Here is a 24,487-nt window from a genome sequence, read left to right on the forward strand (position 1 = left end):
TGGCGAAACCTCCCGAAGGGAGGTCCGACCGGGGATTAGCTCCCGGCGCTGACGAGCCAGCTTGCTCGAACGGAAGGGACACATGGACCACTTGGTCGAAGCCGTGCAGATGCACGCGATAAAGAACTACGCCGACCCCGGTTGGGACGTCGTGACCGAGTGCTGGACCGGCGAGGAGATTCGCGCGTGGCTCGAAGTCGAGTCGCCGGACGGCAAGTTGGTTACCGCGACGACCGAGGAGGAGGCCATCAACAAGATGGCGATCCTCGTCGACGTCTGGGCGGACCAACAGGGCACGGACAACCAGCTCTGGAGGTTCTGACGTGGAGCTTGACCGTGACCGTCTCGAAGCGATTGCCGCCGAGGCGCTGAGGAACCCATACAGCAACGACCTTCACGCCAGCCACGGCGCAATGTTCTCGTGGTGGCCGTACGGCGATGACCTGGTCGACGAGTCGAACTACCACGTCGCGCTTGACCTGATCCGAGCCAAGGCCGACGAGGGGCGCGACGACACCGACGTGTCGGATGAGCACGTGATCGCCGGAGGCAGCGCGATCTACGTGCAGGTGTACATGACCGGCGAGAAGTCTTGCGAGTGGGATTGGTGCGAGGACGACGCCGAGCACATCGCGATGTTCGATGGTGAGACTCGCGGAAACTACTGCGACTTTCACCTTGACGACGCCCGCGATGAGTTGATCCAGCGCGACTTGACGATCGTCCTTCGGGAGAACCCCTGGATTGACGAGGACGACCAAGACCTGTTCTACCGCCGGTCTCTCGAAAAATTCTCGGCCGACGCCATGGAACGCGCGTTCACCCCTGCGTTCGTCGAAGCGGCCATGCTGCAAGACAGCTTGGTGGACTATCCGCTCCTCAACGACTCGGACTACTGCGAGCGGGAGTATGAGCGGTTCCAAGAAAGCGTTCTACAGGCGGTGGCGGACGCTCAGTGCGAATACGACGCCGACACTTCGGAAGAGGGCGAGACGATCGTTCGCCTCGCGAGCAATGACCTAGGCGAACTCCTCGGGTCAGAGGCGAACGGGAACGTCCTGTATTCCCGAGTGGAGCGCATCTACGCCGAAGCGCGCGACACCTACTTCGATGCGCTGGCGCGTGAGATCTACCGCTGGCACGTCCTGGGCTACAACCCGAATCAGCTCGAACTCTTCGCGGTCTAACCGCTCTGGGCGGGGTGATGGTCCGGGAATGACCATCACCCCGCGCTCGCCCCTATTCACTAGTCAAGAACACGAGGGTTTCCAGTGAAGCTGTTCCGCAAGTTCCGTAAGCCCAAGGCCATCCCGTCGTACGGCGAGCCCATCGCCCCGACGGTCGTGATCCAGTACCGCGAACTGACCGACGCCATCGCCGCCATGGCTGAGGTGTTCAGCGACAGCATGACTGCCACCCAGGTTGGACCCTCCTTCTGCTGTGGCGAGGCGGACAAGATCGCCCGGGTCCTGGCGCTTGCGGGCCACGCGGACGCGGCGACCAGGTGGCTTGACGGCCATTCGCTCGTCGACGAGCCCGGCGACCTGCATTTCGTCGAGGACGAAGGCCCCTTCAGCAGGGACCACGTCATGACGCGCGCCGAAATCGCCGAATACGTCCAGGACGTGATCGCAGCATGAGCGACCCGACCAATGGTGACCGCGCTGCATGGGCGCTGACGGCGGTGGGGTCGTTCCATGGTGAAACCCGGTATTACGCATTCGACCCGTTCAGTGACGGGGAGGTCTTGGAAGCCGCCGGAGACCTGCTTTGCAACCTCATGCACCTGATTCAGGGGTACGGCGAAAGCGCCCTCCAAGCCGTCAAGGACGCTACCGAGATGTTCCTTGAGGAAGTAGCAGAAGAACTCCAAGACCTCGAAGAAGTGGACTAGTCCCATGGAAGAAATTCAGAACCGTGTACGCGAACTTCTGGTGATCGTTCGTGACGTCGACGGGTGGCGTGACGACCATGAGGAGGGCGTCTGCGAGAGCCCTACGTGGGACTTGATGTGTGAATTGAGCAGGTGCGCCACTCGACTCATCTTCAGTCTTCCCATCGAAATGCTCCCGCCTGAGGAGGTGCGCACGCCGAGCCCCCGCGAATACGCGTTCTTGGACTGGATGATCGCCCTGATCGAAGAAGTCCAGCAAGGCAAGTAGCCATGGCGAAACCTCCGAAAGGAGGTCCGACCGGGAATTGGCTCCCGGCGCTGACGAGCCAGCCTGCTCGAATCCAGAGGAGACGTATGATCGCGCTTGGCCGGAAGACTCTCGATCCGCAGGTCTGGATTGGGTGCGTGGCCTGCTACAACAACGGCCGCCTTGTCGGCGAGTGGTACTCCGCCGACTCCGCGGAGGACGTGACTATCGAAGAGATTCACGCCGAGCACTTCGGCGCGCCGAAGTCTCGCGAACTGGCGGAGCACGAGGAACTGTGGTGCTTCAACAGCGAGGGGTTCGGCGGCCTGCTTGAGGGCGAGACCTCCCCGTCCGGGGCGCAAGCCATCGCGGAACTGATCGGACGCGTCGAGGACGAAGGAAAGAGCCCGCTCGCGCTCGCCGCCTTCAAGGGGCACAGCGGTTACGAGATCGACGACCCGGACCTGATCGAAGAGTTCATGGACGCCTACATGGGCGAGCACGCAAGCGAGAAGGAATTCGCGATCGAACAGTCTGGCGCCGGGGACCTGAGCGAGTGGCCGTGGGACTACATCGATTGGGATTCCTACACGAACGACCTGTTCATCAATGCCTACTGGTCGGCCGAGGCGCCCGAAGGCGTCTTCGTCTTCTGCAACGCCTGACCCGACAGCATGAGCGGCCCGCCTCAAGTGAGGTGAGGCGGGCCGCCCGACGAGCGTACCGAAGGGCAGAGGTGTACGTCGCAACGATCAACGTCCCGGGCTATCTCCCGATGGACGACGAGCCAGCAATCTTCGAGACGCCGGCCGAGGCGTGGGAGTACCTGGCGGAGGAGCGCAAGCGCGCCGAAGACGAGGCCGTCTACTCCTGGGATGACGTGAACCAGTACGAGTACACGGACACGGTTGCCGAACTGGCGTGGCTGGCAGCACACCCAAGCGAGTTCGGGTCACGAACCGCGGACTGGCCGACCGATCCCGATGGGACCGGATGCGTGCACGGGGACACGCCGGGGCGCGATACCTCCTATGACCTGGGGCTCATTTACTCCGTTATGCGTCTGGAGAGCTAGGCACATGACCAGGCCACTTGATGAGGCGATTCTTCAGGCCCAGTTCTTCGGCTGCACTCCGTGTGGCGACGTGTTTTCCGTCGAGGTCGCTACCGGGTGGGTCACCCAGGAGTACGAGTTCGGTGTCTACCACGGCGAGTCCCTGGGCGCCCTGGTTGGCGACTTCGCGGACGGCGAAGGCTGCTTCACCTGCGGCGGCCCGTTCGAGGTCTACGAGGCGATGCCGGAGTTCCCAAGCGCGGCGACGGGAGAGCAGACGTGAAGTACTTGATCAAGAACTCAGATGGCCACGTGCTCGCGGAGGTCGAAGCCGAAGAGACCGGAATCTATGTCGAGCGGGCTGACGACCCCGACATCCAGCTCGTGTCCATCGACCTGAATGCAGACGGCGAGGTCACGGTGGGCCACTGGCCTGATGGTGAACAGTGGGTTGAGGCCCTGAGTACGTACGGCAGCCGCTTCCCCAACTGACAAGGCGAAACCTCCCGAAGGGAGGTCTGTCCGGAGATAGGCGCCCGGCGCTGAACGAGCCAGCCTGACACCAAGGAGAGTTCATGCCCACCGCTGACCAGATCAAGAAGTACGTGAACGACGAGCGCGTACAGGACATCGTCGACATTGCGGCCGAAGGCGGCATCACCTACTGGGCGATCACGCCGAACGACGCGGAGTTCGCCGGCCTGCCGGAAGGCAAGACGTGGACGATCGTTGAGGGGATCGAACCCCACCCGCTCTACCCGCCGTTCAACGAGGGGCGGGAGGTGGAGGCCGTCCACTACCTCAACGCCGACGACATTCGGCAGGCGTACGCCAAGCTGCTCGACCTCGACCAGGACTTCGTGTGCGAGGAGTACCACAGGTACATCGTGCAGTCCTGGATCGACCGCGACGAGGCCGAGGGCATCGACGTCTGCATGGTCGACGCAGGTGCGGCCGACGCCATCGTGCAGATGGCCATCTTCGGTGCACTGGTCTACGGCTGAGCGGCCTAAGCCAGAACCCGATGTGCTAATTGGACTGAATTGGCCGATGACATTACGAGGAGGAGCCCTGTGGGCGGCATGAAGAACCTTGAGATCACCGTTAGCGATTACCTCGGCGGCGCCTTGATGCCCGTCGACATCCTGAACCTGGCTGAGCTGCTGTCCGAGACCGGCGTTCCCGAAGGACTCGACGGCATAGCGCGCGAAGCGGTCGAGCGGCTGGCCTACATCGGGCGCTACATCGACGAGCCCCAGCGCGATGCAGCCGTGGACCTGACGGAGATGCTGCTCGCTGGGCAGCCCCGGCAGATGACGCTCAAGACCGGGCATCCGGTCCACTACGCCGAGACCAAGACCGGCTACACGTTCGTCGCCGACCGAACCGCATCCCGGTACACCCTGCGCCTCTACAAGCGCATTGAGTGGCACCGCGAGACCGGGGAGATCGTCTGCTTCTCGCCGGCCGGGCCGCTCGTTCAGAAGAACTGGAAGTGGACCGGGATCCGCACCCTTACGCAGGCACGGCGATGCGCCCGCGAACTGCTCAGCTGACCAGGACACACATAAAACAGGAGGAGTCGCAATGAACAACGACCGCGATTGGTTCGAGTACAAGCTTCCCGAGGGTTCGGTGTTCGTGCAGGTCCGCGCGGCCCTGCGGACAACAGAGTCGCGGTTGGACGGCTCCAACCGCGAAGTGTTCAAGCACTGCGTAACGGTCGGGACGACCCGGAGCCCCTTCGGTGAGGACAAGGGATTCGTTTCGATCCGCGGACGGCAGTACGAGATAGCCCCAACCGCGTTTCGGCGGATGCCGGCCGGGACCAAGGACTGGCGGGGCGAGGAGTACCGCTGGGAGATGGGGTCGGAGCCCTACGGCGGCACGTACCGCAACAGCGCGGGCTCTGAATTGGACTACAAAGCCAAGACCCGGGACCGCCTGAGGGAGATCGCCAAGGTCGCCCTGGACATGTTCGAGAAGGACCACCCCGACTGGTCCAAGGCCAGCGAACTCCTCTATCTGGAGCACCAGATGGAGAGCTGGACGGACAAGGCCAGCAAGGCGCGCAAGGAGATGGAGGCGGCCGAAGCGGAAGTCGCCGAACTCCTGCACCGCATCAGCATCTACAGCCACGTGTGCTAATTGGATCGGCCGAGGCGTGCGAACCACGCCTCGGCCGCCCACCCCAAGAGGAGACGACCATGAAGAACCTCAAGCGTGCGGCCGTGGCCATGATCGGTGCCGGCCTGGCCCTGGGTCTCGCAGCCGTCGGTGCAGTGCACGTCAGCACCGCTGAGCCCGACCCCAAGCCGTACTCCGTCGCCTCCGGAGAGGGCGTCCTCCCCGGCGACGACAACAACGACGGACGCGTCGACGAGGACGAAACCGGCTGGGACTGCCGAACCATGGGCAACCGCGAATGCGGCGTGTGGGTGCTCGTCGGTGTCGAGTACCAGCCCGACGAAGCGGTCCGAGTCTTCTCGACCGAGGCGCAGGCAAGGGCCATGCCCGAGCGGCTTGCAGTCGACTGCGGCGGGCATGTGACCGAGGCCCCCGGCCGGCACGACCGAGCCGGAATGACCGCCGTCCTCACCGTCACATGCCCCGAAGTCGCATACGGGTGGGAGCTGTTCAGTGCTCCTCTCGGCGGATGACCAAGCCGCTTCTCAAGGGTGACCGGCCGGCACCGGGGTTCGAGCCCCCGGCACCCACCCCCCTGACGCAGAACACCCACCCGAGCGGCGAAGGATGGACAGCAAGATGGCACGCGAAGTAGACGGCTGGGAGCACACCAAGAACGGACCCCGCTGGGCGCCCACCACGGGTGTGCAGGTGGCCGACATGCTGTGCGGCCTGTACGGCGACGAGTACGACGAGGCCAAGCGCGAGATCGACGACCTGATCCGGGCCGTACAGCGCGACTGCGCCGAGAAGATCCGCCAGGCGCAGCCCGAGGTGCCCGAGGAATTCACCACGCCGCACCGTCGGTACGCCTGGCGTCAGGGCCGCATCTACGCAGCCGACCTGATCATGCCCATCTACCCTGGCGACGAGGACGCGACCGGGTGAAGGAGTGAGCGGTATGAATCGAGCACAACGCCTGCGCGGAGGCTACGGCACGGGTGAAGGGCGCGTCGGCCTGGTCGAGAACGACGACTCCGGGCTGCCGCCAGCCAAGTGCGGAATGTGCGGAGAGGGGGCTGTCCTCTACTTCGTGGACAGCGCCGAGGAGATCCAGCACTTCGCGTGCATGACGCATGCTGCGGCGGTCGCGTACGACGTGGCCGTGGCCTCGACCGCGGACCCCAACATTCCCGCCAGCGAGCGGGGACCTGACGATCGAAGGTGGAGGGACAACGAGTGAACGACTTCCTGATCGGACTCAGCGGATACGCCCGCTCGGGCAAGGACGAGGCCGCGAAGGCGCTGGTGGCCGGTGGCTGGCGCCAGGTGGCGTTCGCCGACAAGGTGAAGGACTTCGTCTGTGCGCTGGATCCCATGGTCCCGAGCACGCGTGGAGGCCAGCCGATGCGCCTGTCCACGGTCGTCGCGCGCCGCGGGTGGGACTACGCGAAGACTTGGTACCCGGAGGTGCGGGTGCTTCTCCAGCGCGCGGGCACCGAGGCGGGCAGGCGAATTCTGGGCCAGGACATCTGGATCGACGCCCTGTTCCGCGACATCGCCGAAGAGCCGGCCGTGGTCATCAGCGACGTCCGTTTTCCCAACGAGGCGCAGGCCATCGCCGACCGCGGCGGCCTGCTGATCCGCATCGAGCGGCCGGGTGTCGGAGTGATGCCGCATGAGTCCGAGACGGCCTTGGACGACTGGCCGTTCGATCACGTCCTGGTCAATGACGGGACCGTCGAGGATCTGCACCGCAAGGTGGTCGGGGCGACCATCCTCACGACAACCGGGCTCATGTCGCCGACGGTGTGCTAATGTGACTGACGTCGGGGCCGAGGCCCCGCTTCTTCGCAGTAGGTGTGCAAATTTGACCGATGGGAGATGACCAATGAAGGCAACCATGAGCAGGGATGGTCGGCTCCGATTCGACCTGCGAGTGACGCACCGCATGGGTCTCGGCGAGTTGGCCAGCGTGTTGGCGTCGGCATTCCGCTACCACGACACCGACGAGGGCATGCCGGACCTGAGCCGCGCCAAGGTGCTCGCCGCGGTTAGGGAGGAGCTGTACTACCGAGGGAGCGGCGGGCTTGAGGGGTGGGGTGACGACCTCACCGAGGTCGAGGCCAAGGCCATGCGGGACTGGGCGACGGGGCAGGTGGGACGAGCCTTCCCGGAACTAGTGGCGGCCAGCGATGCCTAAGTTCGGAGTCTTCAGCGACGAAGGGTGCACCGACGTCTTCGACAGCCGCGAAGAGGCTGAGGCGAAGGCTGACGAGTACAAGGCCGAGGACGACGGCTACTGGGCCGATCTCATCTACGTCGAGGAGATGTGCCCGGACCACGAACAGCAGGCACGCAGCTCCTGCGAGGACTGCTTCGGCGAGGAGGATCCGGCTTGAGGCTCACGCCCCGAGCGCATGAGGTCCAGCGGCTCGTCGACCTCCTCGAAGACCCGACGTTTACGTCCGCGGAGCAGCTCGCGAAGGCGATGTTCAAGGAGGCTGCGCACATCATCCAGATGCGGGACCTGTGGGTAATGACCCACACGTTCTCGAACGGGTCGAAGGGGCTCAACATGGGTCCTTTCGGCTCCATCGCAGAGGCGGAAGCGTTCGCCAAGAAGGTGTCCCTTGGCGGCACCGGCCGCCTCATCCCCATGACGTCGTCTGGGGTGATCCTCGCCAATCACACCGGGAAGGCCGGCTGGCCTGGCTACTGCTACAACCCCGACTGCGGGCATCCGCCCTTCGACCACTCGATCGTCGCGTCCAGTCGAGGCAAGTGCCATGAACCCACGTGCGACTGCGAGAAGTTCGTCAAGGACGACCCTCACCGCAAGAAGAAGGCCACAGACAAGACCGGGGGAGAGACCGGAGGACTGCACGGTGAGTCGTAACAAGGTCGTCGACTGGCGGCCCTGCGACTGCGGGAACAAGCGCGGATTTGCCTGCGAACACGAGGCGAAGAAGGCGCTTGGCCGAGCCCAAGCCAAGCGGACCCGCCGCGCTGACGCGCAGGGCACCCGGCGAGGCATGCACATGGAGAGCCGCCACTACGAGTGCGAGTACGGCACGTGGCACCTGACGTCGGAAAGCCGCAGCTCCTACGAAAAGCGGGTGCGAGTGTGCTAATTGGATCCACGGACCTCGGAGGCATAGCTGTGCAGCGACCGATCGACGAAGACGACCTCCTGATCGTCTACGCCCTCCACCAGGCGTGGCAGTACCGAGAGCTGTTCAAGCCGAATCAGATCATCTCGCGACTCGGCGCGTACGCCCTACACGGCCGCCGCCCGAAGCGCGTCTTCCACATGGACCTCGGCATCGGCCGCGAGGCGTACCAGATGTACGACCGCTTGGACTTCCTCAAGCACGCGTGCGGGACCGAGATCTACCACGTCTCGCAATTGGAGGAGGTGACCTCCGCTGTCGCGTGAAGTCCTCGCTCTCCTCGCCGTATACGCCTCGGTGACCATCGTTGTCCTCGCCGTCTGCGCCGCTTGTGTTGCGCCCGCAGCCCACTGAAGGAGCCCAGCACCCGTGACCATCGACATCCCCGACGAGACACCCCGAGAGCAGGCCATCGCCAACGGCTGGGGGTGGGTGCTCGGAGTCAAGGGGCAGAAGCAGAGCGCGCCCACGAACCGCCAGCGGGGCGCGAAGAGGGCGTGGCGAACGAAGTGGGCCAAGCGTGACGTGATGCGCTGGCACCACCAAGTCGCAGACGTAGTCGATCGCTTGAGGACCATGCCGTACGCCGAGCACCGCGAGGACACGCGGCTGGTCGAGGCCGGCAAACACCTGCAAGCCGCGGAACGCTGCCTCTTCTTCTTCCACGCCGGCATCTGCACGATCGAGCCGCCGAAGTACGAGTCCAGCCAAGCGGAAACGGGAGACGCGGCCTCCACCGCGAGTGGGCGAGTTGCCACTTGAGCGAGCAGTACCCGCAAGTGCAGTCCGAGTGGCGCGAAGTGCAGTGGACCAGCGATAAACGCGCACGCTTCGCTTCGCTGTTGCTCCGCCTCCTCTCGGATGACGAGGACGACGACGAGTAGCAGTTCGGTCCAATCATCCTATTGATGCAAAAAGCACACTTTCGTAAGCTGATCATCTCTCGCAGGGGCACTCCGCTGGAGTGCCCCTGCGCGTTTTCGGGGACAAGGGGACACGCATGAACAAGGCCGCGCTGCCTGGCTACACGAACCGCCAACTCATCCGCGTAGCCATCTACTTGCGCGTGAGCACGTCAAAGCAGCTCGACGGGTTCGGCCTTGAGGGTCAGGAGGAGTTGTGCCGGCGGTGGCTGGACCTGATGCTCGGGGTCGGCAAGTACGTTGTCGTGGACGTCTACGTCGACGGTGGCATTTCCGGGAAGCTCGCACAGCGCGACGACTTGGACCGGATGAACCGGGACATTGCTGCGAAGAAGATCGACCTGACCATCTTCGCCAGGCTGGACCGCATCGGTCGCACGATGAAGAACATCCACCGATGGGTGTACGACACCCATGACATCGAGGTGGAGCCGGGCCGCACGGTGCGCATAGTTACTGCGGACGGCCGCCTCGACTCCGACAATGACATGTTCGGCGTGATGCTGGCGCTCCTGGCCTACATGGCGGAGATGGAACACGCGCTGATCCTGGAGCGGACGATGAGTGGCCGCATTCAGAAGGTCATGGCTGGTGGTTGGCCGCACGGCGGCATCCCCTACGGCTACATGATCGACCCCGAGACGGGAGAGGTCGTGATCAACCCGCTTGAGGCCGTGGTCATCGAGCGGATGGTCGAGTTCCTGGTCGACTCCCCCGAGACCCCGACCCGAACGGAAGTAGCCAAGCGGCTGAACGTGCACTACCGAACCCGCAAGGGAAACCTGTGGGATGGCAACCTCATCGTCGGGCCACTCAAGAGGGCTCTTGGTCGTGTCGTCGAGTTCACCTTCGCTGGCGGCACCGAGAACGAACAGGTCCACGTTCTCACGCTGCCTGAGATCATCAGTCCCGAACGCTCTCTGCTGGCACTGGAGGCGCTTGCGCGTACGGCGAAGATCAAGAGCGCGTCGAACGACTACCCCCTCTCGACGCGCCTGGTCAGCCTCTGCGGGGCTGGCATGGTCGGCGGCATCGACAACCGAACCGGCACCCGCAAGTACCGGTGCCAGAAGGTTCGAGACGGCGCCGGCCACGACTGCCAGTCGCTGTACGCGGACGACGTCGAGGCCGCCGTAATGATCGAGGTGACCAACGCCGTAAAGGACCGGGACAGGCTCCACAGCCTCATCAAGGACGCCCTTGGGACCACCCCGAGCCGCCTGGAGTCGTACCGGCGACGGCTGGCCGAGATCGACGAGACGCTGGAGAAGAAGCGCAAGACCCGGAAGAAGGCCATCGCCCGCCTCGTGGCAGTCGTCGAGGACGACGATGACGACGAGTTCGCGACGGAGATGCGCGAAGAGATCGCAGAGCTGAAGGAGCGCTACAAGACCGAAGAGGCCGAACTTCTCCAAGAGCGCGGGCGGGTTGAGTCTTGGATCGCCGACGTCGAGTGCGAGGAGGAGCGAGCCCTTCAGGTGCTTGCGGCTGCGGACAAGTTGCGCACGAAGATCGGCAAGCTGACCAAGCGCGAACAGCTCGACCTCATTGAGATGCTCGACATCCGGGTGCAGGTCACGGGGCGCGCGAAGGTCCACCGGAGGGGGAACTTCGATCCGATCTCGAAGTGGCACTGGGACACCGGCACGGCGGTGCCGGCTGAGCTGACTGACGAGATGTGGGAGAAGGTCTCCCCAATCGTCTCGAACACGCAGAAGTGGAAGGACGTCCGTGGCGCCTTCGAGGTACTGCTTGAGAAGGTCCGTACGGGGCGGGTGTGGATGGACTACAACAAGGACGCGCGGCTTGGCGGTCGAGCGTACGCATCGCTGATGCGGCGGGTCCGTCACTGGGATGAGACCGGCGAGTACCAGCAGGCGCTCAAGGCCCTTGGGTCCTACCCGCAGGTGCCCGCAGCGCCCCAATTCTCCCTGCCTCCGATGCTGGTTACAGGGGCCATCGAGATGCCCGACAGCAGTGTTTACGCAGGTCAGTGGGGCGACTCCGAGAAAGCGAAAGCTGGGGGACGCAGCCGTAGCGGATTCACCGACGCGTCGGTTATGGACTTGATCCAGACCAAGCTGCCGTCGGCCGCGTCGGAGGACTGACGGAAATCGGTGGCTGACGGTGCGTCAGCCACCGGGAACGGCCGCGGGCCCGGGCGGAGTTGCTCCGCCCGGGCCCGTCCGCGTCTGCCGCCCGCGGGCCGTCACGCCGGGGCGTCGAGCCCGGTGAGGAGGCGGGCCACGTTCAAGCCGGCCTCCAGGTACTCGACGAAGACCTCGTTGTTGAGGGCGAACGGCGAACGGCGCTCACGGATGATCTTTATCGCGGTCGGGGCGTCGTAGCCGAGTTCGACAAGGGTCTGGGCGACCACCAGGCCCGAGCGGTTGTAGCCCGCGTGGCAGCGGACGAGCGTACGCCGGCCGTCGCGCAGTGCGCCGCGCACGAGGGCCGCCATCGACTCGACCACCGCGATCTGCGCGGGGTTGAGCGGGTCGTCGGGTATGACCGTGCAGTGGTGGTCGACACCGGGGGCCGGGCCGTGGCCCTCCGCCTCGTACAGGCTGACGACAACGTCGAACTGGTTGCGTACGACGGCCGGTTCGTACTCGCCCCACGGCGACCGGTAGAAGTGCCCGCCCATCCACAGGTTGTGGATGATCTCGTTCCACGGACTGTCCGGCCCCGGCGTGTTGCGGTCCCTCTGGCGGACCCTCACAGCGTCTCCCCTCGCCTTCGGCGCTCGCGACGCTACCCGCGCACCACCGCTCCCGGCGACGGAAAAACAATCGCGCGGCTTCCTTTCATCCCTTGATGATGGTCCATGGCCTGGACTCTCACCGACGACCTCGGCGCCTTCGACACCGCCGCCGACGCCTTCCTGCTTGCCGATCCGGTGACCCACACCCAGAACCTGACGGTCCTCCACGCGTTGCGCGAGCGCGGCCCGCACGCCTTCGCTCCCGAACCCCCGCGCTTCGGCTGGTGGACCGACGAATCCGGGGCCGTGGCAGGGGCGTTCGTACACACGCCGCCCTTTCCCGTCCTCCTCGCGCGCACCCCCGACGCCTCGCTCGCGCCGCTCGCGGACGCGCTCGCCGAGGTGGTCGGCCCGGCGGCCCTTTCGGTGAATGCGCGTACCGCCGTCTCCGACACCTTCGCCGAGATCTGGTCGGCTCGGACCGGCACGACACCGCGCGTGAAGCAGGCCCAACGACTGTTCCGGCTGGGCACGTTGACGCCGCCCGCCCCCGCGCCCGCCGGCCTGGCCCGGGCCGCCGGTCCGGAGGACACCGCGACACTCGTCGCACACGTCAACGCCTTCCAAGCGGAGGCGACTCCCGGGGAATCAGGGGTGCGCAACGCCGCCGCGCAGGTCGAACTCCGCCTCTCCTTCGGCGGCTACACGCTCTGGGAACACGACGGCGCGGTGGTGTCGGTCGCAGGGCAGACCCCCGCTGTCGCGGGAGCCGCGCGCATCGGGCCGGTATACACGCCTCCGGAGCACCGGGGGCGGGGCTACGGGGCCGCGGTCACCGCGGCGCGCACCGAGGCCGCCCTCGCCGCCGGCGCGGACGAGGTCCTGTTGTTCACCGATCTCGCGAACCCGACGAGCAACAGCATCTACCGGAAGATCGGCTATGAACCGGTCGAGGACCGGGTGATCCTGGCGTTCGACCCGCGGCCGTGACCGCCGGCCTGGGGTTTCCCGAGCTGGGGCGGAGTGCCGCGCTCCGGATCTGACGTACCACCAGAAGTACTCCGGAACACGGGCGTTCCCCGCCCGGGCGGGGCACAATGCCGGGCATGACCCCGGACACCGAGGCGCTGCGGATCGCCGTGTACGACGCGTTCGCCACGAAAGGCCGCGCGCCGACCCCCGCCGAACTGGCCGTGCGCTTCGCGACCGACCAGGGCGCCGTACGCGCGGGACTGCGCACGCTGCACGAGCAGCGCCACATCGTCCTGGCCTCCGACGGCACGATCGCCATGGCGCACCCGTTCTCCTCGATCCCCCTCGGGTTCTCCGTGATGGGCTCGCGCACCCTGTGGTGGGGCGGCTGCGCGTGGGACGCGTTCGCGATCCCGCACCTCGTGGGCGGCGAACCCGAAGTCCTGGTCTCGACGCGCTGCCCCGGCTGCGGCGCGGCCCTGGCCTGGGTGGTCGACCGCGACGCGCCCCCGCCCGGCGACCACGTCGCGCACTTCCTGGTACCGACCGCGCGCATGTGGGACGACGTCGTCCGCACATGCGGCAACCAGCGGCTGTTCTGCCGCCCGCTCTGCGTCGACGCGTGGTTGAAGGCGACCGGCGACACGCGCGGGTACGTCATGGACCTCGCGACCCTGTGGAAGCTCGCACGCGGCTGGTACGCCGGCCGCCTCGGCCCCGGCTACCGCCGTCGCGAACCCGCCGAGGCCGCCGAGTACTTCCGCGGCGTCGGCCTGCAAGGCGCCTTCTGGGGCCTGTGATCCGAAGCCGCGGCTCGGAGCTTCGACCGGAAACCCGGCCGGGGCACAGCGATCGGGCACCGCGATCGGGCACCGCGACCGGGTGCAGCGGCTGGGCACAGCGACCGGACACGGCCACCAGGCGAGACGGGCGCGGCCACCGCGTCACGGCCCCAGCGTCACCGCCCGGTTCCGCGGCGCCGATCATCGGCCTGAGGGGAAACTCTTGTCGATATACTGACGGCGTTCGGGATTGTTTTCGGGCTGCCCACGGTGCGGACGAACGACCGTGGCCCCAGCCGCCCGCGCGGTGCCGTCGGCACGCGAGGCGGCATCGGCGCCCGACGTACAAAGGGCCTCCCTCGCCAGGAGGCATGCCGGGAAGCCTGGTCGGCGGGATACGTCACGTATCCACCAGTTTTGTCCGATTCGCAGTGCGGTATAGGCCTGCGAGCCGTCGCGACCAGGAGGCCCATCCGTGCGTTCCGCCCTCCGCCGTACGTTCCTTCGGCGGCCGTCCACCCTCGCAGAGCGGAACTTCGTCGCCGACGCGCTGCGCACCGAGACGGTCGGCGGCGCGCTCCTGCTGATCGCCGCGGTCGTGGCCCTCATCTGGGCGAACTCCGGGTGGAGCAACTCCTACGAGGACCTCAAGAACTACCACCTCGGCCCAGAGTCCCTGCACCTGAACCTCTCGCTTGGATCGTGGGCGTCCGACGGCCTGCTGGCCGTCTTCTTCTTCGTGGCGGGCATCGAACTCAAGCGCGAACTGGTGGTCGGCGAACTGCGCTCGCCCTCGGCCGCCGCACTGCCGGTCATCGCGGCGGTCTGCGGCATGGCGATGCCCGCGCTCTTCTACTTCGCGGTCAACGCGGGCGGCGACAACCTCGACGGCTGGGCCATCCCGACCGCCACGGACATCGCCTTCGCCCTCGCGGTGCTCGCGGTCATCGGCACCAACCTGCCGTCGGCGCTGCGCGCGTTCCTGCTCACACTCGCCGTCGTCGACGACCTGCTCGCGATCCTGGTCATCGCGGTTTTCTACACCGACCAGGTCAAGTTCTGGGCGCTGGGCGTCGCCGTCGCGGGGCTCGTGGTCTTCTATCTGCTGCAGCGCTACCGGGTACGGGGCTGGTGGTTCTACGTGCCGCTCGCCCTGGTCATCTGGGTGCTCGTGCACGAGAGCGGCGTGCACGCCACCGTCGCGGGCGTGGCGATGGGCCTGCTGATGCGCGTGCTCCCGGACAAGGACGAGGAGGCGTCGCCCGCCGAGCACTTGGAACACGTCGTACGCCCTATCTCGGCCGGCATCGCGGTCCCCGTCTTCGCGCTCTTCTCCGCCGGCGTCGCGGTGTCGGCGACCGCGCTCGGCGACGTCTTCACCCACCGCATGCCCCTCGGCATCGTCCTCGGCCTGGTATTGGGCAAGGCCATCGGCATCTTCGGCGGCACCTATCTGGCCGCCCGGTTCACCCGTGCGGAGCTCAACGAGGACCTCGCCTGGGCGGACGTCCTCGGCCTCGCGATGCTCGCGGGCGTCGGGTTCACCGTCTCGCTGCTCATCAGCGAACTCGCGTTCGACACCGACCCCGGGATGACCGACCAGGCCAAGGCCGCCGTGCTCACCGGGTCGCTGCTCGCCGCGCTCGGCGCCGCCGTTCTGCTGCGGATAAGGAACAACCGGTACCGCGCGCTGATCGACGCCGAGGACCGCGACGACGACGGCGACGGCATCCCGGACATCTACCAGGAGGACGCCCGCCGCGCCCACGACGCGAAGCTCAAACAGGCGCCGAAGGGGTTCGGCGGCACCTCCGGCGACTGACGCCGGGCGAAACGCGACACATCTGTCACACCCGTACGCCGCGCCCCGCTGGATAGCGGGCGCCGGGGCAGGGCATGATCGGGGCTACACGCCGGTAGCACGACGAGGAGAGAGCATGTCAGGCACCGAGAGGCCCCGCGCGCAGGACGTGCCCGTCGACAGCCAGCGGTCCCTGGGCGAGCTGTTCTCCGACGCGACGCGGGACATGTCCACGCTGGTCCGCAGCGAGATCGAGCTCGCCAAGAGCGAGATCAAGATCAACGTCGTCCACGCGGCCAAGGGAAGCGGGGCGTTCATCGTCGCGGGCGCCCTGGCGTTCTTCGCGTTCCCGTTCCTGAGCGTCGCGATCGCGTACGGCATCCACGCGCTCGGACTCGGACTCGGCTGGTCGTTCCTGATCGTCGGCGGCGCCTACCTGCTGCTCGCGGTCCTGCTGGGGCTTTTCGGCGTCATGTCGTTCAAAAAGGTCCGGCCGCCGCAGCGCACTATCCGGTCCACGCAGGAGACGGTGGCGACACTCAAGAACGTCGGCTGATCCGCCGGGACGCGCGGCGGCAGCGCGCCTGGTCGGCGAGGCGGCACGGGGCCGTGGAACACATGTGACCTACCGGGCGCGCACGGCTCCACCGGACGCGCCGCGATGTGTGCAAGTCTGCTGACGTGACGGTTCCCGAGAGCTCTGCGGTCAATATCGACGGTCCCTGGACACACCGGGACATCTCGGCGAACGGTGCGCGCTTCCATATCGCCGAACTCGGCGAGGGGCCGGTCATCCTGCTGCTGCACGGCTTCCCCGAGTTCTGGTGGACGTGGCGCCACCAGATGGAGGCGCTCGCGCGCGCCGGGTTCCGGGCGGTCGCGATGGACCTGCGTGGGTACGGCGGCAGTGACCGCCCGCCGCGCGGCTACGACTCCATCACCCTGGCTCTCGACGTCACCGGCGTCATCCGCTCGCTCGGCGAACCGGACGCGATCGTCGCCGGGCACGGCGTCGGCGCCTCGCTCGCGTGGACCGCCGCGGTGCTGCGTCCCAAGCTCGTACGCCGCCTGGTCGCCGTCTCGATGCCGCACCCGCGCCGCCTGCGCACCGCGCTGCTGACGGACCGCCACCAGATCGCCGCGAGCCGGCACATCTTCTCGTTCCAGCGCCCGTGGGTGCCCGAGCGGCAACTCGTGCGCGACGACGCGGCCATGGTCGAGGACCTCATGGGCGAGTGGGCGGCGCCCGGCTGGCCGGACGCCGCGGTCGCCGAGCGCTACCGGCGCGCGATGCTGATCCCGGGCACCGCGCACTGCGCCGCCGAGCACTACCGGTGGTTGATGCGCTCGCTGCCGCGCCCCGACGGCCTGCAGTACGCCGCGCGCATGAAGACACCGGTCGGGGTGCCGACCCTGCATCTGCACGGTGCGCTCGACACCGCCATCCTGCCGCGCACGGCGGCCGGTTCGGGGCGGTACGTCGAAGCCCCGTACCGCTGGCGACTGCTCGACGGCGTCGGGCACTTCCCGCATGAAGAAGCCCCGGACACGTTCACGCACGAACTGCTGAACTGGCTGAAGGACCCGGAGCCGGAACGCTGAGTGCCGGTGCCGCCGGTCGGGCGGGGTCCGGTCGGGTGTTCCGATCGGGTCTCCCGGTCGGGCGGACGTTCCGGGCGGTCGGGCGTTCCGGGCGGGGCGTTCCGGTCGGGTGAAGGTTCGGGGTGAACCGGGACACGGTGATCCGTGGGTGGCGGAGGCGGTGTGGCAGGCGCCACCCGCACTAGATCATCTCGATCAACTGAGCGGGAATTCCTGGCAGTTATCTACAAACCAGGACGAGCCGTACCCGTGAAATCCTGTGCGCATGGCATCGCGCGGTTATCCGCTGAAGCGCCTGGGTAGGCGCCGGGACATGAGCCGGACGTACCACTGGACGTCCCCCGACCGCGCGGGGCATCTCGCGGGACTGGTCGCCATATTGCGCCGGCGCGTGCGCTGGCTTTCTTTGCGGATACGCGCCCGGTAGGCCTCGGCCCCAGGCATCCGCACACCACTGCCGCCAGGCGGCGTACATGCACGCCTGCGCGGACGCACCACGGCGACCGTACGGCCGCGACCACGCAGCCGCGCGTGCGGACTTGCGGCTGCGGATTGCTGTCGCGGGCGTGCTGCCGCGGACCCGCGGGGCGGGTCGGCGGTCGGCGGTCGGCGGTCGGCGGTCGGCGGTCGGCGGTCGGCGGTCGGCGGGTGCGTACCGCTACAGCGCGCACCCTTGCGTGTCGACGGGCTTGGTGTTGCGGATGCCCGCCGCGATGTCCTCGCGGATCTCCTCGGCGGTGAGCGCGTATCCGGTCGAGTCGTCGTCCAGCGACTTCGCGAAGATCACGCCGTAGACCTTGCCTTCCGGGGAGATCAGCGGGCCGCCCGAGTTGCCCTGGCGGACCTTGGCGTACAGCGAGTAGACGTCGCGGCTGACTGTTCCGCGCTTGTAGATGTCCGGTCCGCCGGCCTTGATCTGCGCCCGCACACGCGCCGCCTCGACGTGGAAGGCGCCGTTCTCCGGGAAGCCGATCACCAGGGAGTCCGAGCCCGGCGGCGCCTTCTGCTCGAACTCCAGGGGCTTGGCCTTGAGTCCGGGCACCGCGAGGACCGCGATGTCGCGGCGCCAGTCGTACAGCACGACTTCGGCCTCGTACTGCTTGCCCTCGCCGCCGATCTGCACGGTCGGCTTGCGTACGCCGCCGACCACGTGCGCGTTGGTCATGACGCGGTTCTGCGCGAACACGAAGCCCGAGCCCTCGATGACCTTGCCGCAACTCTTGGCGGTGCCGACGATCTTCACGATGCTGTCGCGCGTGCTCTGCACGGCAGGCGAGTTGAGCAGCGCCGGGTCCGGTGGCGGGACCTGCGGGATGTCCTCGTGCACGAACGGGCTGAAGACCTGCGGGAAGCCGTTGCTGTCGAGCAGGTTGCTGAACGACGAGAACCACGTGTCGGCGCCTTGCGGGAGCACCTTCTGCACGCCGCCGAGCACCTGCGACCCGCGTACCTCGCGCGCGACCGTCGGCATCGTCGAACCGGCCACCGACGAGCCGATCAGCCAGACCACGACCAGCAGCGCGGACACGCTCACGACCGCGCCGCCCGCGGCGTCCACGATCCGGGCGGGCTGCCACGTCAGGTGGCGACGCAGTCTGCTGCCCAGTGCCGTCGCCATCGCCTGGGCCAGGGTGGCCAGGACGAGCACGACGCAAATCGCCGCGATCGACGGGCCGAGCCCCGGCTCGAAGTGCTCGAGGATGTACGGCACGAGCCACATCCCGAGCACGCCGCCGCCGAGGAATCCGACGAACGACAGCACGCCGACGATGAAGCCCTGCCGGTAGCCGGAGACCGCAAACGCCACTGCGGCGACGATGAGGATCAGGTCGAGGACGTTCACCGTGTCACGTTCTCACGGCGGGATACCTGATGTCCGCAGTGGCGACGGGCTCGTCGACGTGGTGTGACGTGCCTGGCACACGCCCCGCAGGCGGTCGCGTCGGACCGGCGCCCCCAACCGTCTTGACGGGATGTCAGCGCGGTACGCGGCCCGACACGTGTGCCTGATACGTCAGCCCGATACGTCGGTCTGATACGAGAGCCGGGTACGTCAGCCCGACGCCGGGTCGGACGCGGTCTCCTCGTACCGGTCGTACCCGCGCCGCGCCAGCCGCCACTGCGCCTCGGTGAGTTCGACCTCGCGCTCGTGGTCCCACGGCCGCTCCCACCCCGCCAGCGCGATGGTGCGGTCCAGCAGGCCCGCGGTGAACCCCCACACGACCATGCCGTCCACCAGGAAGGCCGGACCGAGGTAGCCGGTGGGATGCCGCAGGCGCGCCCGGTGCAGCGGGTCGGTCAGGTCGCCGAGCGGCACCCGTACGACGCGCGCGACCTCGCCCGCGTCCACCGGCGCCACCGGGCAGTCGTCCCGCCACCACGCCAGGATCGGCGTCACCACGAAGTTGCTGACCGGGATGTAGAGCGGCGGCAGCATGCCGAACACCTGCACGCACGACGGGTCGAGCCCGGTCTCCTCCTGGGCCTCGCGCAGCGCCGCGTCGACCGGCCCGGCGTCCTCGGGGTCGATCGCGCCACCCGGGAAGGCAGGCTGGCCCGCGTGCTTGCGCAGCGTGTGGGAGCGTTCGAGCAGCAGGACGTCGGGGCCGTCCTCGCCCTCGCCGAACAGCATCAGCACCGCCGACTGCCGACCGCCCTGCTCGGGCGGCAGGAAACGGCTGAGCTGCTCTGGGCTGACGGCACGGGCCGCGTCGGCGAACGGACGGAGCCACGCGGGCAGTCCGTCCTCGACGATCGGCGCGTCCTGACGGGTCACCGGATCGGTCTCGGTCATACGGTCCCTTCTCCTGGTGCCGCCCCGTCGGCGGGTGCGGCCCCGATCGCGAGCACCGGCGTCGCCGGTGGCCGAAGGCGCTGGCCGGGTTGCCCGGCCAGTTCGTACTTCAAGAGCTTGCGTGCCTTGTCGGGGTCGGTCTCCCCTTCCCCGAACGACGGGCACAGCGGCGCGATTCCGCACGCCCCGCAGGCGGGCCTGCGGGAATGGCACACGCGGCGGCCGTGGAAGATCACCCGGTGCGAGAGCAGCGTCCAGTCCTTCTTCGGGAACAGCGCGCCGACCTCGTGCTCGACCTTGACCGGGTCCTCCTCGGCGGTCCAGCCGAAGCGGCGGGCCAGTCGGCCGAAGTGGGTGTCGACGCTGATGCCCGGCACGCCGTACGCCTCGCCGAGCACCACGTTGGCGGTCTTGCGGCCCACTCCGGGCAGCGTCACCAGGTCCGCGTGCTTGCGGGGCACCTCGCCGCCGAACTTGTCGCACAGCGCCTGGGCGAGCCCCATGATCGAGCGGGACTTCGCCCGGAAGAACCCGGTCGGCTTGACGATCGCCTCCAGCTCCGCAGGCTCGGCCTTGGCCAGCGCCTCCGCATCCGGGTACCGCGCGAACAACGTCGGCGTGACGTTGTTGACGCTGCGGTCGGTGGTCTGCGCGGAGAGCACGACGGCGACGAGGAGCTGGAAGGCGTTGTCGTAGTCCAGCTCACAGTGCGCACCGGGGTACAACTCCCCCAGTTCCCGGTTGATCCGACGGGCGCGGCGGACGAGAGCGACGCGGCTCTCCTGCTTTTTCACGGGCACCCGGCCAGAGTACGCAGACGGGTGCTACACATGGGGTGCGCGACCTTCGGACGCCTCCGGCGGACGGTGGCGAATCGCGGCGTACTGCGGCGTTGAGGAGCGCTGAGCGGCGTACGGCGGCTTTTTCATCGGCTTTTTGGCGGCTTTTTGGCGGCATTTTCGGCGGCCTGTCGGCGCGGTGTGCGGCGGCGATTCGGGGTGGGGGCGGCTGATGGAGCGGCGGGAGTCGGGGCCCTGGAGGCGGCGTCGCGGAGTCGGTGAGATCCTCGTATCACCACGCATACACATGATCACGCAAGGGGATATGTCCGAGACACCCGGAAGCCTCCGGATAGTGAGTCGGACCACCCGCGTGAACAAACCTGATCCGCGTGCGTCAGACTGTGACCGATCGCACTGTTTGACCGCCAGGCTCCGATCGGGTGATCGGGACCGGCAAGGAGGGACCCCTCGTGGACGACGTTCTGCAGCGGGCGCCGCTGTTCGCGGCACTCGAGGACGAGGACGCCGCCGAGCTGCGTGCCTCCATGACCGAGGTCGGGCTCGAGCGCGGTGACTCGCTCTTCCATGAGGGCGACCCGGGCGACCGTCTGTACGTGGTCATCGAAGGCAAGATCAAGCTGCACCGCAGCTCGAACGACGGCCGGGAGAACATGCTCGCGGTGCTCGGGCCGAGCGAGATGTTCGGCGAGTTGTCGCTGTTCGACCCGGGGCCGCGTACCGCCACGGCCACGGCGCTGACCGACGTACGCCTGCTGGGCCTGGGACACCAGGACCTCCAGCCGTGGCTGAACGGCCGGCCGAAGGTCGCGCTGTCGCTGCTGCGGGCGATAGCCCGGCGTCTCCGTCGCACCAACGAGAGCCTGGGCGACCTGGTGTTCTCGGACGTGCCGGGCCGCGTGGCCAAGGCGCTGCTCGACCTGTCACGCCGCTTCGGCGTGCCGGCCGAGGAAGGCATCCACGTGGCGCACGACCTCACGCAGGAGGAGCTGGCCCAGTTGGTCGGCGCTTCGCGCGAGACGGTCAACAAAGCGCTGGCGGACTTCGCCAGCCGCGGCTGGCTGCGCCTGGAGGCGCGGGCCGTGGTGCTCCTCGACGTCGAGCGTCTTTCGCGCCGCTCGCGCTGAGGCGGGGCTCCGGCTTCGGGGGCTCCGGCTTTGGGGCCGCTTGCCTTGGGGTCGCCTGCCTCGGGGTCGTCTCGGCGTCGAACCCGGGTTCGACAACCGGGTCCGCGGGCGGCGCGGATTTGTGGACGGCTTGGCTTGCGGGTGGCCCGGACTGCGGGCGACCCGGCTTGCGGGCGGACCGGATCGTGGGCGGCTCGGATTGCGGGCGGCTCGGCTACCGGGTGGTCGGGACTGGGGGTCTGCCCGGATCGTGGTCGGCCCGGATCGTGGTTGGCCCGGATTTGCGAACGGCTCGGATCGTGGTGGTTTTAGGGAGTGTCTTCAAATTCGCGTCGGATAGCCCGCGGGCCGTGGGCTAGGGAGTGTCTTCCAAATTCTCGCCAGGCCCGCGAACCGTGGCACGCACGCTCGCCGCGTTGCGGACCTTGCCGCCGTTCGCGGGCGGACGCCTCACTCCCGTTGCTTGTTGGCTAAGGGCCTTGCCTGGCTACTGGCGTCGCTTGAGGTAGTCGAGCTGGGCGCGGACCGACATCTCGGCCGCCCACCACAGGCCCTTGTCGACGTCGGCGTACACCCGCTCGACGACCTCGCGGGCGGTGGTGTCCCCCAGGGCCACGGCCTCCTCGACCTGGGCGAGCCGCTGCGCGCGGTGTTCGAGATAGAACTCGACGACGCCGAGGGCGTCGTCGAGGACGGGCCCGTGGGCGGGCAGGACACGGCTCACCTCACCCGTCTGGACCAACGCCCGCAGACGGGCCAGCGAGTCGAGGTAGTCGCCCAGCGTGCCGTCCGGGTGCGCGACCACCGTGGTGCCGCGCCCGAGGATCGTGTCGCCGGTCAAGACCAGGTCGTCGGCGGGCAGCACGAACGACAGCGAGTCCCACGAATGGCCCGGGGTCGCCATGACGCGCAGCTCGAGCCCGCCCGTGGTGACCACGTCGCCCTCCACGAGCCCCTCGGTACCGAGCCGGTGGGCCGGGTCGAGCGCCCGCACACCGCACCCGGCCAGCTCCGCGAGCCGTGCGGCCCCCTCGGAGTGGTCCGGGTGCCCGTGGGTCAGCAGGATCTCGGCGACGCGTACTCCGCGCTGTTCGGCGGCCGCCAGCACCGCCGCGAGGTGTCCCTCGTCGAGCGGCCCGGGGTCGATCACCACCGCGCGGTCGGCGTCCGGCTCGGCGACCAGCCACGTGTTGGTGCCGTCCAGCGTCATCGGGTTCGCGTTGGGGGCCAGGACACAGGTCGTACGTGTGGTCGCCGGACCCGCCACGACCTGCCGCGGGTCCCCGGGGATGCGGTAAGAGTCCATGTGCCCAGTCTTTCCGAGTGCTTTCGAGTCCGTTCGGGCGGGATCGGTTTTGACGGCCCGCTCAGGCCGTCCCGAACGGGTCCGCGATGCCGGCCCACTCGATGACCAGCCGGTCCCCGTCCAACCGCGGCCTGGCCATAATCGGCGCGAGGTCGCGGTCGGCGGACGCGTCCCTGGCCGCGGCAGGCGAGTCGTACGCCGCGAGATTGCGCAGCGTCTCGATCGTCGGCGGCAGCATGCCGAGTTCGCCGGCCTTCAGGCCGACCAGCGCGTCGGCGGGCCGGGCCCAGGCCACGCGGTCCGCCTCGCCCGACACGTCGCGCGTGCGCTGCCCCTCCGGCAGCGCCGCGACGAAGAACCACGTGTCGTAGCGCCGGTCCTCGAACTCGGGGGTGACCCAGCGCGACCAAGCGCCCAGCAGGTCGGAGCGCAGCACCAGGCCGCGCCGGTCGAGGAATTCGGTGAGGCCGAGCGTACGGTCGACCAGCGCCACGCGGTCGGCCTCCCAGTCGTCGCCCGTGGTGTCGGACACAACCGAGTCGGTGTCGGGGCCGGCGAGCAGGACGCCGGACTCCTCGAACGTCTCGCGTACCGCCGCCGCGACGATCGCCCGGGCCTCGGCGGGCGACGTCCCGAAGCGCTTCGCCCAGTCCTCGGGGGCCGGGCCGGCCCACCCCACCTCGTGGTCGGCGTCGCGCGGGTCGACCGCGCCGCCCGGGAACGCGTACATGCCGGCGGCGAACTTCATGCCCGCGTGCCGCCGCAGCAGGTACGCCTCAGGCCCCTCCGGCCGCTGACGCAGCAGGACGACGGTGGCCGCACGGCGCGGCTCGGCGGGCACGAGGTCACCGTCGAGAATGGCGCGGGCGCGCTCCAGCCAGGACGCGGGGAAGCCGGGCGATGTCATGCGGCGGATGCTACGCGGCGTCGAGAACTTTTGACAGGTCGTCAGTTTTCCGGCACGCCGCTGTTCCGGCGTCACCGGGCCTTCCTCGGAAATGCCCCCGAGCTGCCCCGGAACTGACCCTCGGACACCCCCTGGAAGCCCCACAGCAGCCTCCCTGAGCTAGAACCCAGGATCCGTGCGTGGCATCAGGGCACACGGCCAGGACGTCGTAAAGGGCGGGTGCGCACGCACCGAACACACGGCGCACGCACCCGCCCCTCGAAGAACCGCCGCG

Annotated in this window: 34 protein-coding genes and 1 other RNA gene; 29 read left to right on the forward strand and 6 right to left on the reverse strand. The window is 68.0% G+C overall.

Features of this window, described 5'->3' with window-relative positions; all coding sequences use genetic code 11:
• The first annotated feature begins 82 nt into the window (after positions 1-82).
• From AB0C36_RS07050 to AB0C36_RS07160, 23 genes are all read left to right on the forward strand, one after another.
• Positions 83-322 carry a hypothetical protein gene (locus AB0C36_RS07050; protein ID WP_358350418.1) on the forward strand — a complete coding sequence of 80 codons (240 nt, stop codon included), beginning with the start codon at positions 83-85 and terminating at the stop codon, positions 320-322.
• 1 nt (position 323) lies between these two features.
• Complete coding sequence (locus AB0C36_RS07055) at positions 324-1,187, forward strand: hypothetical protein (RefSeq protein ID WP_358350421.1); 864 nt, start codon at positions 324-326, stop codon at positions 1,185-1,187.
• 84 nt (positions 1,188-1,271) lie between these two features.
• Positions 1,272-1,640, forward strand: coding sequence for a hypothetical protein (locus AB0C36_RS07060; protein ID WP_358350424.1), 369 nt, complete (start codon positions 1,272-1,274; stop codon positions 1,638-1,640).
• On the forward strand, positions 1,637-1,894 hold the full coding sequence (locus AB0C36_RS07065) for a hypothetical protein (protein ID WP_358350427.1): 258 nt from the start codon (positions 1,637-1,639) through the stop codon (positions 1,892-1,894). The genes AB0C36_RS07060 and AB0C36_RS07065 overlap by 4 nt, the downstream gene beginning before the upstream one ends.
• A gap of 4 nt (positions 1,895-1,898) precedes the next feature.
• The gene (locus AB0C36_RS07070; RefSeq protein ID WP_358350429.1) at positions 1,899-2,162 is read left to right on the forward strand and encodes a hypothetical protein; all 264 of its coding nucleotides are present in this window, start codon (positions 1,899-1,901) and stop codon (positions 2,160-2,162) included.
• Between the two features lie 86 nt (positions 2,163-2,248).
• On the forward strand, positions 2,249-2,806 hold the full coding sequence (locus AB0C36_RS07075; protein WP_358350431.1) for an antirestriction protein ArdA: 558 nt from the start codon (positions 2,249-2,251) through the stop codon (positions 2,804-2,806).
• A 71-nt stretch (positions 2,807-2,877) separates the two neighbouring features.
• Entirely contained in the window at positions 2,878-3,216 is a 339-nt protein-coding gene (locus AB0C36_RS07080) for a hypothetical protein (protein WP_358350434.1), read from the forward strand.
• Positions 3,217-3,220: 4 nt separating this feature from the next.
• Complete coding sequence (locus AB0C36_RS07085) at positions 3,221-3,478, forward strand: hypothetical protein (RefSeq protein ID WP_358350436.1); 258 nt, start codon at positions 3,221-3,223, stop codon at positions 3,476-3,478.
• Positions 3,475-3,687 carry a hypothetical protein gene (locus AB0C36_RS07090; protein WP_358350439.1) on the forward strand — a complete coding sequence of 71 codons (213 nt, stop codon included), beginning with the start codon at positions 3,475-3,477 and terminating at the stop codon, positions 3,685-3,687. Before AB0C36_RS07085 ends, AB0C36_RS07090 begins: the two co-directional genes overlap by 4 nt.
• Positions 3,688-3,689: 2 nt before the next feature.
• Positions 3,690-3,756, forward strand: an RNA gene (locus AB0C36_RS07095) — hammerhead ribozyme type II.
• A gap of 14 nt (positions 3,757-3,770) precedes the next feature.
• Positions 3,771-4,199, forward strand: coding sequence for a hypothetical protein (locus AB0C36_RS07100; RefSeq protein ID WP_358350442.1), 429 nt, complete (start codon positions 3,771-3,773; stop codon positions 4,197-4,199).
• A 69-nt stretch (positions 4,200-4,268) separates the two neighbouring features.
• A complete protein-coding gene (locus AB0C36_RS07105) occupies positions 4,269-4,751 on the forward strand; it encodes a hypothetical protein (protein ID WP_358350445.1) in 483 nt (160 codons plus the stop codon).
• Between the two features lie 31 nt (positions 4,752-4,782).
• Positions 4,783-5,343, forward strand: a complete 561-nt coding sequence (locus AB0C36_RS07110) for a hypothetical protein (protein ID WP_358350448.1) — start codon at positions 4,783-4,785, stop codon at positions 5,341-5,343.
• Positions 5,344-5,402: 59 nt separating this feature from the next.
• Positions 5,403-5,855 carry a hypothetical protein gene (locus AB0C36_RS07115; protein WP_358350451.1) on the forward strand — a complete coding sequence of 151 codons (453 nt, stop codon included), beginning with the start codon at positions 5,403-5,405 and terminating at the stop codon, positions 5,853-5,855.
• A gap of 106 nt (positions 5,856-5,961) precedes the next feature.
• Positions 5,962-6,270: a hypothetical protein gene (locus AB0C36_RS07120; RefSeq protein ID WP_358350454.1), complete on the forward strand. Its 309-nt coding sequence runs from the start codon at positions 5,962-5,964 to the stop codon at positions 6,268-6,270.
• Between the two features lie 13 nt (positions 6,271-6,283).
• Complete coding sequence (locus AB0C36_RS07125; protein WP_358350457.1) at positions 6,284-6,565, forward strand: hypothetical protein; 282 nt, start codon at positions 6,284-6,286, stop codon at positions 6,563-6,565.
• The gene (locus tag AB0C36_RS07130) at positions 6,562-7,140 is read left to right on the forward strand and encodes a deoxynucleotide monophosphate kinase family protein (RefSeq protein WP_358350460.1); all 579 of its coding nucleotides are present in this window, start codon (positions 6,562-6,564) and stop codon (positions 7,138-7,140) included. Before AB0C36_RS07125 ends, AB0C36_RS07130 begins: the two co-directional genes overlap by 4 nt.
• An 85-nt stretch (positions 7,141-7,225) precedes the next feature.
• The gene (locus tag AB0C36_RS07135; protein WP_358350462.1) at positions 7,226-7,525 is read left to right on the forward strand and encodes a hypothetical protein; all 300 of its coding nucleotides are present in this window, start codon (positions 7,226-7,228) and stop codon (positions 7,523-7,525) included.
• Complete coding sequence (locus tag AB0C36_RS07140) at positions 7,518-7,724, forward strand: hypothetical protein (protein WP_358350465.1); 207 nt, start codon at positions 7,518-7,520, stop codon at positions 7,722-7,724. Before AB0C36_RS07135 ends, AB0C36_RS07140 begins: the two co-directional genes overlap by 8 nt.
• Positions 7,721-8,221, forward strand: a complete 501-nt coding sequence (locus AB0C36_RS07145) for a hypothetical protein (protein ID WP_358350468.1) — start codon at positions 7,721-7,723, stop codon at positions 8,219-8,221. Before AB0C36_RS07140 ends, AB0C36_RS07145 begins: the two co-directional genes overlap by 4 nt.
• 264 nt (positions 8,222-8,485) lie before the next feature.
• The gene (locus tag AB0C36_RS07150; RefSeq protein ID WP_358350471.1) at positions 8,486-8,761 is read left to right on the forward strand and encodes a hypothetical protein; all 276 of its coding nucleotides are present in this window, start codon (positions 8,486-8,488) and stop codon (positions 8,759-8,761) included.
• 103 nt (positions 8,762-8,864) lie between these two features.
• A complete protein-coding gene (locus tag AB0C36_RS07155; protein WP_358350474.1) occupies positions 8,865-9,257 on the forward strand; it encodes a hypothetical protein in 393 nt (130 codons plus the stop codon).
• Between the two features lie 238 nt (positions 9,258-9,495).
• Entirely contained in the window at positions 9,496-11,526 is a 2,031-nt protein-coding gene (locus AB0C36_RS07160) for a recombinase family protein (protein WP_358350477.1), read from the forward strand.
• A 101-nt stretch (positions 11,527-11,627) separates the two neighbouring features.
• Here AB0C36_RS07160 and AB0C36_RS07165 read toward each other — a convergent pair whose 3' ends face one another.
• Positions 11,628-12,140: a protein-tyrosine phosphatase family protein gene (locus AB0C36_RS07165; RefSeq protein ID WP_358350480.1), complete on the reverse strand. Its 513-nt coding sequence runs from the start codon at positions 12,138-12,140 to the stop codon at positions 11,628-11,630.
• Between the two features lie 105 nt (positions 12,141-12,245).
• Here AB0C36_RS07165 and AB0C36_RS07170 point away from each other — a divergent pair, with 105 nt between their 5' ends.
• The 5 genes from AB0C36_RS07170 (at position 12,246) to AB0C36_RS07190 (ending at position 17,279) form a co-directional block, all read left to right on the forward strand.
• A complete protein-coding gene (locus AB0C36_RS07170) occupies positions 12,246-13,112 on the forward strand; it encodes a GNAT family N-acetyltransferase (RefSeq protein WP_358350483.1) in 867 nt (288 codons plus the stop codon).
• Positions 13,113-13,228: 116 nt separating this feature from the next.
• A complete protein-coding gene (merB, locus tag AB0C36_RS07175; RefSeq protein ID WP_358350486.1) occupies positions 13,229-13,894 on the forward strand; it encodes an organomercurial lyase in 666 nt (221 codons plus the stop codon).
• Positions 13,895-14,351: 457 nt separating this feature from the next.
• Positions 14,352-15,698 carry a Na+/H+ antiporter NhaA gene (gene nhaA, locus AB0C36_RS07180; RefSeq protein WP_358350489.1) on the forward strand — a complete coding sequence of 449 codons (1,347 nt, stop codon included), beginning with the start codon at positions 14,352-14,354 and terminating at the stop codon, positions 15,696-15,698.
• A 115-nt stretch (positions 15,699-15,813) separates the two neighbouring features.
• Positions 15,814-16,233, forward strand: coding sequence for a phage holin family protein (locus AB0C36_RS07185; RefSeq protein ID WP_358350491.1), 420 nt, complete (start codon positions 15,814-15,816; stop codon positions 16,231-16,233).
• A gap of 125 nt (positions 16,234-16,358) precedes the next feature.
• Complete coding sequence (locus tag AB0C36_RS07190; RefSeq protein WP_358350494.1) at positions 16,359-17,279, forward strand: alpha/beta fold hydrolase; 921 nt, start codon at positions 16,359-16,361, stop codon at positions 17,277-17,279.
• A 658-nt stretch (positions 17,280-17,937) separates the two neighbouring features.
• Here the strand turns inward: AB0C36_RS07190 and AB0C36_RS07195 are convergent.
• The 3 genes from AB0C36_RS07195 to nth form a co-directional block, all read right to left on the reverse strand.
• Positions 17,938-19,122, reverse strand: coding sequence for a MarP family serine protease (locus tag AB0C36_RS07195; RefSeq protein WP_358350497.1), 1,185 nt, complete (start codon positions 19,120-19,122; stop codon positions 17,938-17,940).
• Positions 19,123-19,332: 210 nt separating this feature from the next.
• Complete coding sequence (locus tag AB0C36_RS07200; RefSeq protein ID WP_358350499.1) at positions 19,333-20,073, reverse strand: NUDIX hydrolase; 741 nt, start codon at positions 20,071-20,073, stop codon at positions 19,333-19,335.
• Positions 20,070-20,873, reverse strand: coding sequence for an endonuclease III (gene nth / locus AB0C36_RS07205; protein WP_358350501.1), 804 nt, complete (start codon positions 20,871-20,873; stop codon positions 20,070-20,072). The genes AB0C36_RS07200 and nth overlap by 4 nt, the downstream gene beginning before the upstream one ends.
• A gap of 452 nt (positions 20,874-21,325) precedes the next feature.
• Between nth and AB0C36_RS07210 the strand changes: the two genes are divergently transcribed.
• Positions 21,326-22,000: a Crp/Fnr family transcriptional regulator gene (locus AB0C36_RS07210; protein ID WP_235053408.1), complete on the forward strand. Its 675-nt coding sequence runs from the start codon at positions 21,326-21,328 to the stop codon at positions 21,998-22,000.
• 487 nt (positions 22,001-22,487) lie between these two features.
• On the opposite strand, the gene AB0C36_RS07215 is transcribed toward AB0C36_RS07210, so the two are convergent.
• On the reverse strand, positions 22,488-23,306 hold the full coding sequence (locus AB0C36_RS07215; protein WP_358350504.1) for an MBL fold metallo-hydrolase: 819 nt from the start codon (positions 23,304-23,306) through the stop codon (positions 22,488-22,490).
• A 61-nt stretch (positions 23,307-23,367) separates the two neighbouring features.
• Positions 23,368-24,213: an NUDIX hydrolase gene (locus AB0C36_RS07220; RefSeq protein WP_358350507.1), complete on the reverse strand. Its 846-nt coding sequence runs from the start codon at positions 24,211-24,213 to the stop codon at positions 23,368-23,370.
• Positions 24,214-24,487: the final 274 nt, after the last annotated feature.

The sequence above is a fragment of the Streptodolium elevatio genome, assembly GCF_040649515.1.
In the GTDB taxonomy this organism is placed as follows: Bacteria; Actinomycetota; Actinomycetes; order Streptomycetales; family Streptomycetaceae; genus Yinghuangia; species Yinghuangia elevatio.